Origin of the sequence: Agrobacterium sp. 22094 (assembly GCF_052046015.1) — a bacterium.
Taxonomy (GTDB): domain Bacteria; phylum Pseudomonadota; class Alphaproteobacteria; order Rhizobiales; family Rhizobiaceae; genus Agrobacterium; species Agrobacterium cavarae.
In genome coordinates, this window is the sequence record NZ_JBQEPX010000001.1 from 219357 (window position 1) to 235784 (window position 16428).

Genomic DNA, 16428 nt, shown 5'->3' on the forward strand with positions numbered 1-16428 from the left:
TGCTTGTGGCATCAAAGCCGAGCGTGGTGATAGCAAACATACAGCTCAGATCATAAAACCAAAAGCCGGCCCGCAATGCGAACCGGCTCTTGTCATCCATCAACCAAAGATCAGTTGGCCGGAATGGTCAGCTCTTCACCCACCTCGATGTGGTTTGGACGACGCAGCTCATTGGCTTCGGCGATCTTCTTCCAATCGATGCCCTTGCCGTATTTTTCTTCGGCGATCTTCCACAGCGAGTCGCCCTTGGTGACGACATATTTTGCTGCCGCGGTGGCGGCTGCCGGTGCGGATGGCGTTGTTGTGGAAGGAGCTGCAGGTGCGGCGGTAGACGGCGCTGGTGTGGCCGGTGCTGGAGCTGCCGGTGCTGGCGTGGCGGGAGCCGGGGTAGCAGGAGCAGCAGGAGCCTGAGCCGTGGTGGCCGGAGCAGGTGCTGCCGGTGCCGGTGCGGCGGGCTGCTTTGGCGGGGCGACGTAGCCGGCAGGCGTTGCGTCTACGATACGGCCATCGGTATAGGGCTTGTAAGGGCTGTGCGCGCCGATATAGGCGGCGACCGCATCTTCCAGGCTCGGTCCGAAGTCATAGGGGTTGATCGCCTTGGTGGCGAAGGTCTTGAAGCCGTCGCCGCCGGTGCGGGTGTAGTTGTTGGTCACGACGCCATAGGTCTTTTCCGGGTCCAGCTTGACGAAGTTGTCGCCTTCCTTGACCTCGACGGAGACGATGCGGCTTCCAGCAGGCTTCGAGCGGTCGAAGGTGTATTTCAGGCCGGACGCCTGAACGAAGCGACCTGCACCTTCCTCGATCTGGCTTGCGCCGTTTTCAAGTGCGGCCTGCAGGTCCGCACCCTTGATCTGGAAGGTAGCGATGGAATTCTGGAACGGCAGTACCGTCAGAACCTCGCCCATGGTTACCGGACCGGCATCAATGGAGGCGCGAAGACCGCCACCATTCTGGATGGCGATGGTGATGCCCTGATCCTTGACGCGATCAAGCAACGCATCGGCAACAAGATTGCCCATTGTGCATTCCTTGACGCGGCAAACCTCGCGCGAACCGTCAATTGCAGCTTCGCTGACGCCGATCTCCTTCTTCTTCATTTCTTCCAGCGGCGCGGCCAGTTCCGCCACGCGCTTGTTGAAACCTTCATCCTGCGCCACGGCGGCATCCAGCAGCTTCGGCGCGCCGGTTGCGGATTTCACCACGCCGTTGTCGTCGAAGGTGACGGAGAGATCGCCGAGATATTTGGAATAGGCATAAGCGGTGACGACAGGCACATCGACACCGGACGGGTTCTTGACGAGCGTCGGGTAGGGACCGGCAGCCTTCGGATCGGTGCTGGAAAGCAGCGTGTGGCTGTGGCCACCGACGATCACATCGATGCCATCCACTTCTCTGGCGATTTCCTGGTCGCGCACATAGCCGACGTGGGAGAGCAGCACGATCTTGTTGACGCCCTGATCCTGAAGTTCCTTCACCGCGCCCTTGAGGTAGGTGACTTCGTCTTCGAAGGAGACCTTGTCACCCGGCGAGGAGGTTTCGCCGGTGTCGGTGGCGAGAACGGACACCACGCCCACCTTCTGGCCGCCCATTTCCTTGACGACGTAGCCCTTGAACTTATCCTTCAGTTCGGAGCCATCGGCAATCTTGGTGTTGCCGGAAATGATCGGGAACTTGACGGCGTTGATCAGCTTCAGAAGTTCTGCCGGGCCGTCATCGAACTCATGGTTGCCGATCGCCATGGCGTCGAAGCCGATGCCGTTCATGAATTCGGCAACCGGTCCGCTTTTGTACTGCGTGTAGAACAGCGAGCCCTGAAACTGGTCGCCGGCATCAAGCACGAGAATATTGGCGTTCGGTCCAAGCTCGGCGCGGCGCGCATCGATCGCACCCTTCACGCGGGCGATACCACCGAAGCATTCCTTCTTTTCTGCGTCGGCAGCCGAGCAGGTGGAGTCAGATTTGTTGATGGGCTCGATGCGGGAGTGAAGATCGTTGATGTGCAGGATGTTGAGTTGATAATCGGCGAGTGCTGCGCCTGCCGAAAGAGCGACCACGGAGGCGGTCATCAGGCCAAATCTCAAAATCCTGTTCATCAGTCTCTCTCCAGTTGATGTCGTGCTTTTCGTTTCAGACCGTCCACATTCACAGCTAATGCAACACTGTGACAGCCATTCGAAGGCATGTTTCCATCTTGAAGCATCTGCCGCAAGTAGAATTCTTGTGGTGGAGAGACAATAAAAAACGCGCGCTACACGCGCGCGTTGAATAAGAGATCGCTCTTTATTCGGTGGGGCCTCTCGGCTCAGCCCTGGCGGTTCAGGGTGAACTGGCTGTTGGTATCCGTCGTGCAGTTCAACTGACCGGGGGAAATCAGGGCGCAATTGACGCGCGACTGGGTGTTGCGCACCAGCGAGGTCATGTTGATCTCATAAAGGGTGGGAGAGATCGCCACGTAGGTTCCGGATGCCAGAAGCGTGTTGGTGTCGGAGGAACGGGTGGAGAAGGACCCGTTCTGGAACGTGGAGACGATGCCGTTACGGTCGATCCAGCGGCCATCCACTGCGGGGCGCTGCGAAATCGACGGCATGGGCCGCATGGGGCTTGAGGCTGGAGCACAAGAAGAAACGGCAACTGCAGCCAACAGCAAGGCAACACTTGTCTTGAAATACATTATTCTTTTCTCCTGCGATTCTTCAGCCAATGGTTAATGACCATGGCGCGAGTTCCGGTTTATTGCAAGCGAACGACAGGCGATACACACCGGTTCCGGCATCGCACGACAAAACCGCAAGCGTGGCAAAACTGCATCAATGCGCAGCGGGACGCGCTCAGGGTTGGCCTGAGCGCCGTCCTTCCGTCAGGGCTCAGCGCACCAAAATGTTGCGGAACTGCCAGGGGTCGTCCTTGTCGATATCGTCCGGGAAGAAGCCGGGACGACCGTCCAGCGGCGTCCAGTCGGTGTAATGGCCTTCCACAGGGCCGAGATAGGGCTTCTGGATTTCGAGGCAGCGGCGATAATCCATCTCGTCAGCCTCGACGATGCCGACCTCCGGATTTTCCAGCGCCCAGACCATGCCGGCCAGAACCGCGGAACTGACCTGAAGACCGGTGGCATTCTGGTTGGGGGCAAGCTTGCGTGCCTGTTCGAGTGTCAGGCGCGAGCCATACCAGTAGGCGTTCTTCTCATGGCCGTAGAGGAGCACGCCGAGTTCATCGGCGCCATCGACCAGTTCGTCCTCCGTCAACACATGCTGCACGGCTTGCGCCTGTCCGCCATTGCCGAACATTTCATAGAGGGACAGAACCGCGTCGTTGCAGGGGTGGTAGGCATAATGGCAGGTGGGGCGGAAGGCGACCTTGTCATCCTCATCGCGCACGGTGAAGTAATCGGCAATCGAGATCGCCTCGTTATGGGTGACGAGCAGGCCATATTGTGCGCCATGCGTCGGGCACCATGTGCGCACGCGGGTATCGGCACCGGGCTGCTCCAGATAGATGGCGGCCTTCGATCCCTTCTTGTGCTTCCGGGCGTTTTTCGGCTTCCACGTTTCGTGGCTGCCCCAACCCAGTTCGGCGGGCTGCAAACCTTCGGCGATGAAGCCTTCCACCGACCACGTGTTCCAGAAGGTGCCGAAGGGTTTTGGTTCGCGGGCGCGCTGCGTGTCGCGCTCGGCCACATGCACGCCCTTGACGCCCAGGGTCTGCATCAGCTTTGCCCAGCCTTCGCGGTCGCCGGTTTTCGGCTCCTCGATCTCAACGCCCATATCTTTCGCCAGATTGACGAGCGCCTGCTTGACGAACCAGGAAACCATGCCGGGATTGGCGCCACAGGTGGAAATGGCCGTCGTGCCGCCGGGGTGTTTTTCCTTGGCTTTCAGCATGGTCTGGCGCAGCCGGTAATTGGTGCGGGCGGAATTGTCGGCCTTGTCGTCGAAGTAAAAGCCCGGCCATGGCTCAACGACGGTGTCGATATAGAGCACGTCATGCTTGCGGCAGAGCTTCATCAGATCGACGGAGGACGCATCCACCGACAGGTTGACGCAGAACCCGCCCTTGCCGCCTTCGACCAGCGGCGTCATCACGTCCTTGTAATTATCCTTGGTCAGATGGGTGCGGATGTGGCGAATGCCTTTCTCGGCCAGATCATCGGCGATGTCCTCGCGCGGATCGATGACCACGAGTTTCGTCCGGTCGAAGGTAAAGTGCCTTTCGATCAGCGGAAGCGTGCCACGGCCGATGGAGCCGAAACCGATCATGATGATGGGGCCGTTGATCTCCCCGTAGATCGGGTATGCAGCTTCCGTCATTTCAATTCCCTTCGTAAACTATGGTCTAAAACCAGATTATCCATTCGTATCAATAAAGTACAACCACATGACGCGAATATGAAGCACGTCTTCATTCTCTCTTTACTATCGAGAATGATGCATCCTTTCTCGCAATCGCAATTTTGACACGAGCCGATATAATTGTCTGCTAAATAAGCGGCCATGAGGGACGCTGGCCGGATTTCAGGTGACGAATGTTCCGTCATGATGAGCAGTCTTATATCGGCGGTCTTCTGGAGCGCGTGGCGGCGTTGCAAGACGTAACGCCTGTTCTTATCGCGCTCTACGATACGGAAGACCGTGTTCGCTATGCCAACCGGGCCTTTCGCGAAGCCTTCCATCTTTCCGAAGACAGCTTTCCCACCTGGGCCGAGATCATCCGTTTGAACTATCAGAACCGTCAGGGCCTGATCATCAACACGAGGGATTTCGAGGCCTGGCTTCTTTCCGCTCAATCGCGGCGCGGCAAGCAGGCCTTTCGCGGGCTCGAACTCGACATGCATGACGGGCGCTGGATCTGGATGACGGAGACGGTGGAAACGGATGGCTGGATGCTGTGCGTCGGCACCGACATCACCGCACTTCGCCAGAACCAGCGTAGCCTGCGGCAGGATCGCGACCTTGCACTGCGCGCCGCGCAGACCGATGAACTGACCGGAACCTCCAACCGCCGTTTTGTTTTCGCTCGCCTGGCAGCTCATGCCGAAAATGTCGACAAGGACATCGAGCCCCCGTTCGGCGTTTCCATCATCGATATCGATCTGTTCAAGGGGGTCAACGACCGCTTCGGTCATCAAGGTGGCGATGCGGTGCTGCGCGACTTCGTCAAGCTTGCCCATTCGACCATTCGCCGGCCGGATTATTTCGGCCGTGTCGGGGGTGAAGAGTTCATGCTCGTGATGCCACGAACCGGACTGGAAGAATGCGCCTCGATCGTCGGACGCATTCTGGAAAAAGCGGCAGAGTCACGGCCCTTCGCAGACCATCCCGAATTTTCCTATAGCTGCTCGGCCGGCATTGCGCTCTACAAGGCGGGCGAGGGCAGCAACGAACTCTACCACCGCGCCGATCGGGCGCTCTATCTCGCCAAGCAGAATGGCCGCGCCCGGCTGGAATGGATTGTTAATTAGTGGACGGATGGGGTCTTGGGCAGGCGTAGACCTCTCCGCCGTCATCCTCGGGCTTGACCCGAGGATCCACCAGCTCAAGCCGTAAGCATTTGAAAAATATGGATCCTCGGGTCAAGCCCGAGGATGACGAGGAGGAGAGGTTTTGCCTCGCAGGAGTGGCTAGCGGAAGGAGGTTCGATTCTCAAGTTGCGACGTAAGCAACTGATACATTGTCGCGGGGACCATTGTGATGACGCGCAATTTACGCTCTGAATCTTTAACCAAGTCGATCGGCGACCAAGGCTCAAACCAGTTCGGCCGGCACCAGCCCATGCAGCGAGTTGCCGACAAAAATCTTCCTGCCTTGCAGATCTTCGGGCTTCAGCGCTTGGCCGCGCGCCTTGCGCTCGCGGATAAGATCGGCGCGAAGGACGCCGGGCAGAATGCCACTATCAAGCGGCGGGGTGAGCAACTGGCCGTCCGGGCCTTCGACGAAAAGGCTGGTGGCAGAGCCTTCGCAGATTTCGCCGCGCTCGTTGAGAAGCAGGACCTCGTCGGCCTCCTTGGATGAAAACTCGGAACGCGCGGCATCATAGGGTTCGCGCCGCGAGGATTTGTGCCGGTAGAAGGTGTCGCTGGAATCGAGCCTGGTCTTTTCGGCGATCTTCAGCCGCCAGACGGCGTCCGGCGCAATCGGCTGAAAGGGCTCTGCGGCAATCTCCAACTCGCCCTTGTAGTTCATCACCAGGGCGACCTTCATGGGGCCGTCGCCGTTGACGGTTGTCTTGAGCGCTGAGGCCGGATCTTTCGGCGGGCGAAAGCCCAGCGCATCGGCAGACCGCAGCAGACGGCGCAGATGCTGTTCCAGCCGCTGGAAACCGCTTTGCGGCTCCCATCGCAATGTTTCCCTCAAGGTAAGGTCAGCGGGCTTGCGCTTCATGCTCCTGGTCCGTCTTCTGCATCTGTTCCGACGGGATATAAAAACCGGCGAAGCTTGTCCGAAATGGGAGCGTCGCCGATTTTTGTTGTCACGGTCTCATTTTGACGGCGCGTCGAGGGCTTCCAACTCGTCGATCAGGCCTTCAATCATCGACAGGCCCTTGCTCCAGAAGGAGGGGTCGGTCGCATCAAGGCCGAAGGGTTTCAGAAGCTCCGAATGGTGCTTGGTGCCGCCGGCCTTCAGAAGCTCGAAATACTTCGCCTGGAAGCCCTCGTCGGCATTCTGATAGACGGCATAGAGCGAGTTCACCAGGCAGTCGCCAAAGGCGTAGGCATAGACATAGAAGGGCGAGTGGATGAAGTGCGGGATATAGGTCCACCACGTCTCGTAACCTTCCGAAATGCGGATCGCCGGCCCGAGACTTTCTTCCTGCACCGATAGCCACAATTCACCGATCTGTTCGGCGGTTAGTTCACCCTCCTTGCGGGCGGTGTGCACCTTGCGCTCGAATTCGTAGAAGGCGATCTGTCGAACGACGGTGTTGATCATGTCTTCCACCTTGCGCGCCAGCATGGCCTTGCGCTCACGCGAATCGGTGGTGGCTTCCAGAAGCTTGCGGAAGGTCAGCATCTCGCCGAAGACCGAGGCCGTCTCGGCAAGGGTCAGCGGCGTGGCGCACATCAGCGCGCCCTGCTCACCGGCCAGAACCTGGTGCACGCCGTGGCCGAGCTCATGGGCAAGCGTCATCACGTCGCGCGGCTTGCCGAGATAATTGACCAGAACATATGGATGGGCGGAGGGCACGGTCGGATGGGCAAAGGCGCCCGGCGCCTTGCCGGGACGGGCGGGTGCATCGATCCATTCCTCATCGAAGAAGCGGCGGGCGATATCGGCCATTTCCGGGGCAAAGGCACCATAGGCAGAGAGCACCATATCCTTCGCGTCACCCCAGGGGATGATGGCGTTGGACGTATCTGGAAGCGGCGCGTTGCGATCCCAGTAGTTCATCTGCTCCATGCCAAGCCAGTTGGCCTTCATCTTGTAATAGCGATGTGACAGGCGCGGATAGGCCTCGCGCACGGCAGCCGCAAGCGCATCGACCACCTCGCGCTCAACGCGGTTTGCCAGATGGCGGCTATCGGCAATGTCTTCGAACTTGCGCCAGCGGTCGGAGATTTCCTTGTCCTTGGCGAGCGTGTTGGTGATCAGCGTGAAGACGCGCAAGTTGTCCTTGAAGGTGGCGCTGAGTGCGGCCGCCGCCTTGCGGCGCGTTTCCGGGTCCGGCTCCTGCAGCATGTTGAGCGTCGGCTCCAGAGCCAGGCTTTCGCCATCGATCTCGAAGCGAAGGTCGGTCATCGTTTCGTCAAAGAGGCGGTTGAAGGCGGCTGCACTCGTCATGGATTTCTCCAGGAACAGCTGCTCCAGGCTGTCATCCAGCTGATGCGGCTTATCCTTGCGCAGGTCCACCAGCCAAGGCTTGTAGTGCGCCGCAAGCGCATCCTTGTCGAATGCGGCATCGATCAGCGCATCATCGATGCGGTTGAGTTCCAGCGGGAAGAACAGAAGGTGCGAGGCAATATCGGTGAGCTTGGCCTGGGCATCGCCGTAGAGCTTTCCATTGGCCGGGTTCGACGTATCGGAAAAGTAGGTGAGGCCCGCAAAGGAACCGATGCGGCCGAGAATGTCGTCCAGCGCTTCATATTCCTTCAGGGCCGCACCGATGCCCTCATCGCCGGAACGGCTGGCGGCAGCTTCAAGCTTGCCCTTCCATTTCGTCTCGAATGCCTTGGCATCGCTCTCAGCCTTTTTCAGGTCGCCCTTGTATTCGGCAGAATCGACCGAGGGGTAAAGATCGGAGAGCTTCCAGACCGGCAGGTCGCCAAGGGCAGCGCTTGCGCTTTCGGCGGGAGAGAAGGCGGGCATGGGGGTCGATGTCGTCAAGGTCATGAAACGCGTCCTTTTTGTCTTCGCATCGAAGCATATGGGTGCCTTTGTTTCCTGTGGCAATGCTTAAAATGCAAGCAATTCTTACAACCCGATGTTGAAGTCTTGCGTGGCAAAGTCGAGCCAAAGAGCCTGCATGAGGCAGGTTCATAAACCGGAAACCGGAGCTCGAAATGACCGTTCACGTTCTCATTGTCGAAGATGATCCCGTCCAGCGCCGTGTGCTGAAACAGGCCGTGGAGCAGAATGGACATGCGTGCCTGCTGGCCGAGAGCGGCAAGGCGGGCCTTGGGATCTTGAAAACACGTGGGCCCGAGATCGGTGTCATCGTCATCGATCTGGCGATGCGCGGGCTGGACGGTCTTTCCTTCATTCAGGCGGTTCACGATCTCGGCATGGACGTTCCCGTTGTCGTCCAGACCGGGCAGGGCGGCATCGACGCGGTTGTGGAAGCCATGCGGGCGGGCGCCTTCGACTTCGTCGTCAAGCCAGTTTCGCCCGAACGTCTTGGAACGGCGATTGCCGGTGCGCTGAAATCCGATGATCCAAAGGGGCGCTCCCTGCGGCGCGCGCGCCATCAGCCGGTTGGGCTTGCCGATATCGTTTCGGCCAGTCCTGCGATGACACGCGTGGTGGATCTGGCAAAACGCGCCAGCCACTCCACCATTCCCGTGGTGCTGGAAGGCGAGGCGGGGGTCGGCAAGGAGATGATTGCACGCGCCATCCATGCGGGCAGCGAGCGGGCGACGAAGCCATTCGTGATTTTGAACTGCAGCGCGATTGCGCCTGAACTGATCGAGAACGCGCTATTTGGCGGCTCAACGATGGATGAAGGTGAGGCTGGGGAACGCCAGCAGGCCAAGTTCCTGGAGGCCGATGGCGGCACGCTGTTTATCGATGAGCTTGGCGACCTGCCGCTTGAGGTGCAGGTGAAGCTTCTGCGGGCAGCGCAAAGCGGAGAGATCGAAGCCGCCGGATCGTCCAGGCGCCGCAAGGTGAATGTGCGGCTGATTTCCGCCACGGCGAAGAATCTGATCGAAGAGGTGAAGGAAGGCCGCTTCCGCGAAGACCTCTATTACCGCCTCAATGTCTTCCCCATCACCATTCCGGCACTGCGCCGCCGCAAGGAAGACATTCCCTTCCTGGCGCGCACCTTTGCCGAGCGGTTCTCGCTTGAGCAGAAATTGCCGCAGTCGGTCGGCGTCAGTGCCGCAGCACTTGCGCTGCTGACCGCCTATGACTGGCCGGGCAACATCCGCCAGCTGGAAAATGCCGTCTTCCGTGCAGCCGTGCTGGCGCAGGGCCGTGAGCTGGCACCAAGCGATTTCGTCCAGATCGCCGCGCAGGTTCCAGGCTTCGAGGGCGATGCGCGAGAGACAGGCGCACACGCCGCGGATCGATCCGTGGCGGGAACCGCGCCTTCGCTGGTGGAGGTCAAGGCATCTGAAGCACCGGGTACGCATGGGACTGCAACCGAGGAGGCAGACGTGGAGAATGATGGCGTTTTTCCCAGCGGCAGTCTAATCGCCAGTACCGATGAGACCGGCAATGTGCGCACCATTGCCGAAATCGAAGAAGAGCTGATCCGGTTTGCCCTGCGATTCTACCGCGGACAGATGAGCCAAGTGGCGCGAAAACTCGGCATCGGGCGCTCGACACTCTACCGTAAGTTGAAGGATTATGGCATTGATCCCGACAATCCGATGCATGACGCGGCATGACGATGAGGGTTGAAGCCTAAATTAGGCGTTGGCATTTTTGTTAACCCCTGAGCAAGGATATTCGCTTACCCTTCATAAACCTCTTGTTAGTTGTCTGTTCACTATATAGAGGAAGGTTGTATGTGTGTGGCAAATTTGCCATCGTGTCACCGTAATTGAGGTTCAAGTGGGACAATGTGACAAATTGTCTGCCAGGCGGGGATCGAATTGCCATATCTGAATCGGAATAACGCGCATGCGGGCAAGTCTGCGCGCGGCTTGATCAAAGATATATGCACGAAGCTGTCGGCACGCGTTGTCACCGTTGCGTGCCTGATGTTAGCCGCAATGCCCATCTTCAGCGTTTCAGCGACGGAAGCCGCCGCCGAGACACGCAGTTTGAAGCTCTATTATATCCACACCAAAGAAAAAGCCGTCATCACATTCAAGAGAAACGGCAAGTACGATCAGAAGGGCCTGCAGGAGCTCAATCGCTTCCTGCGCGACTGGCGTCGCAACCAGCCCACCAAGATGGATCCGCGCCTTTTCGATCTGGTCTGGGAAGTGTATCGCCGCTCCGGCGCCACGGACTATATCAACGTCGTTTCCGCTTTCCGCTCGCCCGAGACCAACGGCATGCTGCGTTCGCGCACCAAGGGTGTTGCCAAGCACAGCCAGCACACGCTCGGCAAGGCGATGGACTTTTTCATTCCCGGCGTGAAGCTCGCCCGCTTGCGTGAGATCGGCATGCAGATGCAGATCGGTGGCGTCGGCTTCTACCCGACCTCCGGTTCGCCCTTCGTCCATATGGACGTCGGCAATGTCCGTGCATGGCCACGCATGAGCCGCCAGGAACTCGTTCGCATCTTCCCGAACGGCAACACCATTCACCTGCCTGCCGATGGCAAGCCGCTGCCGGGTTACGATCAGGCTCTGGCCGACTACAAGAAGCGTGTCAGCTCCTCGTCGATCCAAGTGGCGAGCACCGCTGGCTCCGGACCTGCGACATCCTCTTCCGGCGGCAAGCGCAAGACCCTTCTTGCAGCCCTCTTTGGCGGTGGCGACGAGGATGAAGATTCCGAAGAAATCGCAACACCCGCACCGGCCGGTCGTTCGCCAGCCCCTGCTCCTGTAGCAGAAGAGGCAGAAGAAGCCCCGGTCGCTGTGGCATCTGCGGCGCCCGTGCCGAGTGCCGTAAATGCACCGCTGCCGACCGCACGCCCGGCCTTCCGCGGCGAAGAAGCTTCGACTGGCCTTGCGACGGCGCTTTATTCGCCAGGTCGCAATGCCGCTCAGGATGCGCTCCAGGCTGCGACCACGCCAACTCCAACCGCCGCACCGGCTGAACAGAAGTTCGCCGATCTGGCCGAGGTCTCGGTTCCGGTTCCGACCCTGCTTGGACCGCGCGGCATGCGTGGCGATGCTCAGGGTTCGGTCATGACGGCGTCACTCGACTCTGAAAACGCACCGGCCGATGCGCTGGTCGCCCATGTGCCGGTTCCGGCCAATCGTCCGGCTGTTGCAGAAGCACTGATCGCCTCTGCCAATGCCGATACGGAAGGCCAGGATGACGTAGCCGACAGCCAGGCCTCTCTGTCTCCGACGGTCATTGCCGCTCTGGAACAAAGCGGGCAGGATGCACGCTCTGCCGTGACGGCGGCTGCCATGCCGACGGCTGCACCATTCCCGTCATCGGCTGCTGCCTATGCTGCACCGACCCCGGTTGAGGCGCCGCGCCAGGTCGCCAAGCTTGATCCGATGGTGACGCCGAAGGCAAAGAGCTTTGGTGACGAGTTCGATCCAAAGCCAGCGGCTGCCAACAATAGCGGTCTCAATGCCGGCCTGCCGACCAAGGGTGGTCGCCCGAGCAAGCAGGATGCCGTCGTATCGCAGCAGGCCATGGTCAGCGGTGGACGCCTGACGCAGGAAGCGATTTCCGATTGGGCGCTCAGCCAGAACAAGGGTGCGACTGTTCGTGCGGTGAAGGCACCACGCGTCAGCAACCGCATGCTGAGCCACGATATGTCGGCCTCGAATGCGAGCTTCCGCCAGGGCGCCAAGGCGATCGACTCCAGCCGCTTCAGCTCACCGGTCAGAATGCCTTAATCAGCTTCTGCAGAGCATAAGAGAAATGAACGGCCCGGAAATCGACATCGATTTTCGGGTCGTTTGTTTTTTCAGGCATCCTGAGGTGTGGCATTTTTCCAGAGTTGCTCTTCAGGCGACCACGCTGTGTCTCACCAAAGCGCCGGGCGTCCTCTTGGACGCACAAAGGACGCTTTCCCATTTTGAATCGACGCACCGTGCTTTGCGAAAATCGGGTCCGCCATTCGGGCCGATGCTGTTGAGAGTCGTCCACGGAGGGGGCGTCTCAGGCGATTGAGACCATCTCTGTTCTTGCCGAAGCGTGCGCGGAGCTTTCGTCAGCCACGCCATCACCTTGACGGGCGCTGATGGCGCTGTTAACGCTTTTTTCATTGCTTTGTTTGTCGCGGCGAAAGTTATGCGTGTATCGCCGCACGTCATTTGTTTTAGGTCGCGCAAAGGCAGTGGTCTTGAGAGACGCTGCACGCATGAAGCTCTTTCAATGCGCCGGTTCTGACGAACCATGTCCCTGATGAATTCCGTGTTCCTGTGTCGATAAAAGACGCGCCGTAAGGCCGTTTTGAATCTCGCCTCAACGCTCTTTCCTTCTGCCACGGGCCGAAGCGCGCTGAGGCTGGTTCGTCGTCACATGGGCATGCCACTCGACGGTATACGCGCCATGACCACGATTTCCCTGCTCGCCACACGCCAGATCGCCATGCTCTCCACCTCCGTGATTGCGGGGTTGACGAGTGCCGATGTCGATGCGCTGAGTTCGGCGCAGATCAAGGCGCTGAGCAGCACACAGATCGGCGCGCTCAACACCTCCGTGATTTCGTCGCTTTCCTCTGCCGATGTCGGTGCCATCGCGCCAAAGTCGATCATCGGTCTGACCCTGTCGCAATTGATGGCCATCGGCACGACGCAGGTATCCGGGCTGACGACCGCGCAGGTTGCATCGCTCTACAGTAGCCAGATCGATAATCTATCGAGCGCGCTCATCGAAGCGTTGAACTCGGCCCAGGTGGGTGCCTTGAGCAGCGCGCAACTCGCGACGCTCTCGTCTGCCGAGATCAATAGTTTCACCACCGATGAACTGGCCGCCATAAAGAAAGCCAATATTGGCGGACTGTCGAGCGCCGTCATCGCCGGGTTGTCGACGACGAAGTTTGCTGCGCTGACGCCTGCCCAGCTTGCCGCATTCAGTTCAACGCAGATGAGCGCCTTGACGAGTGCGCAGCTCGCAGCGCTGACGCCGGCGCAGATGGGTGCATTGACGCCGAAGCAGATCGCCGGGCTTTCGACTGACGTCCTCCATAGCCTCAGTTCCGGGCAGGTTGCCGGCCTGACAAACCGTCAGATGTCGGCACTCTCCGCCACCCAATTTGATGCTCTCAGCAGTGCCGGCCTTGCAGCCCTTGGCAGCCAGCAGGTGAGCGGATTGACAGCCGCACAGGCGGCAACGCTGACGGCCGCCGAGCTCAACAGCTTCTCAGCCGATGAGATCGCAGCGATCAAGAAGAACGTCGTGGCGGGCATCAGCACCGCCGCGATTGCCGGTCTTTCCACCAGCCTTGTCTCGGCAATCACGACGGCGCAGATCGCCGGCCTGAATTCTGCGCAGTTGAGAGCCCTGACGGCAGCCCAGCTTGCCACGCTTTCGAGCGGGCAGATCGCCGCGCTGAAGCCGGACCAGATCGCCAGCCTCACCACGGACGCGATCGCTGCTCTGAATGACGCGACCCTGTCGGCGCTCACCACGCGCCAAATCTCTTCGCTGACCGCTGCGCAATTCGACGTCTTGAGTTCCGACGACATCGCGCTCTTGAACGAAAATCAGGTCGCCGGCCTGACCTCCGCGCAACTCGCCACGCTGTCCTCTGCGGAACTCAACCGCTTCACCACGGCAGAGATCGCCGCGCTGAAAAAGGGTGCTTTGACAGGGCTGTCCACGGCGGCGATTGCTGGGCTCTCCACCACTCTGATCGCGTCAATGACGACGGCGCAGATTTCTGCCTTGACCTCCTCGCAGTTCCAGGCGCTGACCTCCTCCCAGCTTGCGGCGCTCACTGCCACACAGATCTCCGCGCTGAAGCCGCAGCAGGTCGCCAACCTGTCGACCGCGGTGATCGCGGGTTTGAGCGACGCGACGCTTTCGGCGCTGACCACACGCCAGATTTCGGCGCTCACCACAGCGCAGTTCGGGTCGCTCGACAGCGCGGATATTGCGCTTCTTAGCGCAGCACAGGTCGCTGGACTGACCTCGGCGCAGCTTTCAACACTGTCTGCGGCAGAACTCAACAGCTTTACCACGGCGGAGATCGCAAGCCTGAAGAAGAATGTGTTGGGCGGCTTGCCGACAGCCACCATTGCCGGCCTTTCCACCACCTTGCTGCAGGCAATGACGACAGCGCAGATTGCGGGCCTCTCCAGCGCACAGGTCAACGCCTTGACCTCTGCTCAGATTTCAGCGCTGACGCCGAGCCAGTTCGCGTCGCTTTCGACCGCTCAGATCGCGACGCTTTCCACCGCAACGATCGCCAATCTCACCACTGCGACGCTTGCGGGCATGAGCACACGCCAGATTGCCTCCCTGACGACGGCGCAGTTCGAAGCGCTGAGTTCGGCTGGTATCGCAGCGCTGACCGAAACTCAGGTCGGCGCTCTCAACAGCACGCAATTGGCGACACTCTCGGCTGGTGAACTCAACAGCTTCACCACCGCCGAAATCGCCGCCATCAAGAAGAAGGCGATTGCCGGGCTGAGCACAGGTGCCCTGAGCGGCCTCGACACCAGCCACCTTGCTGCCTTCTCGTCCAGTCAGGTGGACGGGATGAGCCCCGCGCAGGTCGATATCGTGATCGCAGCCTATCGGAGTGTGTGATCGAGAGATGGGCCGATGCTGTACCGATATCGCTCTCGGTTGCGCGTCCGGCCTTAAAGCCGCTCTTATCAGACGGATTGTTGGCGTCGATGAGGATCGGCTTGGTGCAGATAGACTGCAAAGGTATCCCATGGCGGCGTTATGGAGAGTTGCCACAGCAGGCGGCCCACTTCACCTCGATGATAGCCCGCATGGAGGGCGACGTGAGTCAGCATCTCCTCGCGGCTCATATGGCCCTTGTCACCATCGGTAAACGTAAAGGCCACTCTCTCTGCTAGAATCGGGTAGGTGGCTCTGCTTGTGTAGTCAACATACCACGTGTCGGAGAGGATCACTGAGGTCCGCAGCTCATTGAGGGTCGGTATTTCTTCTAGATTGTCTGACGAGAACGTGTGCGGAATAGCCTCCAAATGCGCGGCAAAGATCCTTGAAACCACATAGTAGTGGCTGATGAGACGAAGCGCAGCCTGTAATTCCGTGCGATAGCTTTCACGATCCAGTTTTTCCAGCGTGTCGAACAAATCGACGTTGGCCCATGCATGATAACGGAAAAGAGTGTGGAGAAGCGTGCTCATTGCCAGTGCTCCTTTTGAGCGCTACGAATGTGAGTAAGTTCTTCACATTTTCTTCTGAGGCACGTTTTTGTCTACTCGCGTTGCAAAACGGCAATCGGTGATGCGCAAGGAGCCAAAGCAGGCCCGTTCCCGCGTTACGGTTGAGGCGATCGTAGAGGCGGGTGCTCGCATTCTTGCGGAAGAGGGGTGGGCAGGTTTCACCACGAACCGGATAGCGGAGGTGGCTGGCGTCAGCATAGGTTCCCTTTACCAGTACTTTCCTGACAAGCTCGCCTTGGTCGATGCGATCCGGCATCGTCATCTCAATGATAGCATGGAGGTGATGCGGCGCGTGCGGGCAGATGGCATCTCGCCCGAGCAGTTCGCCACGCAACTCGTCGCCGCCGTGGTCGCGATCCATAGCATCCATCCAGGCCTTCATCGCGTCTTACTGGACGAAGCCCCCACCTTCGAAAAATATCGGGCCCCTCACAGCGACTTTGAGCGTGAATATCTCACCTACTACGCCGAGGCGGTCGCCACGTTTCGAAAGCGCGCGACGAACGAGGCAGATCATGTTTCGGGTCGTGTGATTTCAGACGCAATCGATGGAGTGATCCACAACGCGGCGCGACGAGGCGCCCTCAGTGATCCCATGATGCAGCTTGAACTTGTTCGGTTGGTGCGCTCGTACCTCGCAGATGACCGATATTCCTAGCGCAGACGCCAAAAATCCCTTGATCAAAACGGATACTTTAGTGGCCCCTCTGGGCCGGATTGGGAGTTTCCCTCACCATCCATAAGCCGTCGAAAACGTCGATCCTCGGCACAAGGCCGAGGATGACGCCGAGAGGGCGGCACGCGCTCCCTTTTCCATGTCGATG

General features: G+C 59.4%; 11 protein-coding genes. 5 read left to right on the plus strand and 6 right to left on the minus strand.

Annotated features, from left to right (window positions below; all coding sequences use genetic code 11):
* Positions 1-110: 110 nt before the first annotated feature.
* From ACTJK5_RS01035 to ACTJK5_RS01045, 3 genes are all read right to left on the minus strand, one after another.
* Entirely contained in the window at positions 111-2093 is a 1983-nt protein-coding gene (locus tag ACTJK5_RS01035; protein ID WP_440611665.1) for a 5'-nucleotidase C-terminal domain-containing protein, read from the minus strand.
* 209 nt (positions 2094-2302) lie between these two features.
* Positions 2303-2671: an outer membrane lipoprotein Omp10 gene (gene omp10 / locus ACTJK5_RS01040; protein ID WP_062427898.1), complete on the minus strand. Its 369-nt coding sequence runs from the start codon at positions 2669-2671 to the stop codon at positions 2303-2305.
* A 193-nt stretch (positions 2672-2864) separates the two neighbouring features.
* Entirely contained in the window at positions 2865-4307 is a 1443-nt protein-coding gene (locus ACTJK5_RS01045) for a homospermidine synthase (protein ID WP_440611666.1), read from the minus strand.
* Positions 4308-4549: 242 nt separating this feature from the next.
* Here ACTJK5_RS01045 and ACTJK5_RS01050 point away from each other — a divergent pair, with 242 nt between their 5' ends.
* Entirely contained in the window at positions 4550-5458 is a 909-nt protein-coding gene (locus ACTJK5_RS01050; RefSeq protein ID WP_111849683.1) for a sensor domain-containing diguanylate cyclase, read from the plus strand.
* A 283-nt stretch (positions 5459-5741) separates the two neighbouring features.
* Here ACTJK5_RS01050 and ACTJK5_RS01055 read toward each other — a convergent pair whose 3' ends face one another.
* Both ACTJK5_RS01055 and ACTJK5_RS01060 read right to left on the minus strand, forming a co-directional pair.
* Positions 5742-6377: an aminotransferase class IV family protein gene (locus ACTJK5_RS01055; RefSeq protein ID WP_335322126.1), complete on the minus strand. Its 636-nt coding sequence runs from the start codon at positions 6375-6377 to the stop codon at positions 5742-5744.
* A 96-nt stretch (positions 6378-6473) separates the two neighbouring features.
* Positions 6474-8324 carry a M3 family oligoendopeptidase gene (locus ACTJK5_RS01060; protein ID WP_113266697.1) on the minus strand — a complete coding sequence of 617 codons (1851 nt, stop codon included), beginning with the start codon at positions 8322-8324 and terminating at the stop codon, positions 6474-6476.
* A 170-nt stretch (positions 8325-8494) separates the two neighbouring features.
* On the opposite strand from ACTJK5_RS01060, the gene ACTJK5_RS01065 reads away from it, so the two are divergent.
* The 3 genes from ACTJK5_RS01065 to ACTJK5_RS01075 all read left to right on the plus strand — a co-directional run bounded on the left by ACTJK5_RS01065 (position 8495) and on the right by ACTJK5_RS01075 (position 14990).
* Positions 8495-10042: a sigma-54-dependent transcriptional regulator gene (locus tag ACTJK5_RS01065; RefSeq protein WP_113266698.1), complete on the plus strand. Its 1548-nt coding sequence runs from the start codon at positions 8495-8497 to the stop codon at positions 10040-10042.
* A gap of 207 nt (positions 10043-10249) precedes the next feature.
* Positions 10250-12127, plus strand: coding sequence for a DUF882 domain-containing protein (locus tag ACTJK5_RS01070; RefSeq protein ID WP_062427903.1), 1878 nt, complete (start codon positions 10250-10252; stop codon positions 12125-12127).
* 658 nt (positions 12128-12785) lie between these two features.
* Positions 12786-14990 (plus strand): hypothetical protein, encoded by a 2205-nt coding sequence (locus ACTJK5_RS01075; RefSeq protein ID WP_440598520.1) that lies wholly within the window; start codon positions 12786-12788, stop codon positions 14988-14990.
* 68 nt (positions 14991-15058) lie between these two features.
* Here the strand turns inward: ACTJK5_RS01075 and ACTJK5_RS01080 are convergent, their stop codons facing one another.
* Positions 15059-15565: a DinB family protein gene (locus tag ACTJK5_RS01080; protein ID WP_116491986.1), complete on the minus strand. Its 507-nt coding sequence runs from the start codon at positions 15563-15565 to the stop codon at positions 15059-15061.
* Positions 15566-15665: 100 nt separating this feature from the next.
* On the opposite strand from ACTJK5_RS01080, the gene ACTJK5_RS01085 reads away from it, so the two are divergent.
* The gene (locus ACTJK5_RS01085) at positions 15666-16262 is read left to right on the plus strand and encodes a TetR/AcrR family transcriptional regulator (RefSeq protein WP_116491987.1); all 597 of its coding nucleotides are present in this window, start codon (positions 15666-15668) and stop codon (positions 16260-16262) included.
* Positions 16263-16428 lie beyond the last annotated feature (166 nt).

Coding starts and splice junctions, on each gene's coding strand:
- ACTJK5_RS01060 (WP_113266697.1), bottom strand. CDS start 8,324: ATGACCTTGACGACATCGACCCCCATGCCCGCCTTCTCTCCCGCCGAA.
- ACTJK5_RS01085 (WP_116491987.1), top strand. CDS start 15,666: ATGCGCAAGGAGCCAAAGCAGGCCCGTTCCCGCGTTACGGTTGAGGCG.
- ACTJK5_RS01075 (WP_440598520.1), top strand. CDS start 12,786: ATGACCACGATTTCCCTGCTCGCCACACGCCAGATCGCCATGCTCTCC.
- omp10 (WP_062427898.1), bottom strand. CDS start 2,671: ATGTATTTCAAGACAAGTGTTGCCTTGCTGTTGGCTGCAGTTGCCGTT.
- ACTJK5_RS01045 (WP_440611666.1), bottom strand. CDS start 4,307: ATGACGGAAGCTGCATACCCGATCTACGGGGAGATCAACGGCCCCATC.
- ACTJK5_RS01080 (WP_116491986.1), bottom strand. CDS start 15,565: ATGAGCACGCTTCTCCACACTCTTTTCCGTTATCATGCATGGGCCAAC.
- ACTJK5_RS01035 (WP_440611665.1), bottom strand. CDS start 2,093: ATGAACAGGATTTTGAGATTTGGCCTGATGACCGCCTCCGTGGTCGCT.
- ACTJK5_RS01055 (WP_335322126.1), bottom strand. CDS start 6,377: ATGAAGCGCAAGCCCGCTGACCTTACCTTGAGGGAAACATTGCGATGG.
- ACTJK5_RS01065 (WP_113266698.1), top strand. CDS start 8,495: ATGACCGTTCACGTTCTCATTGTCGAAGATGATCCCGTCCAGCGCCGT.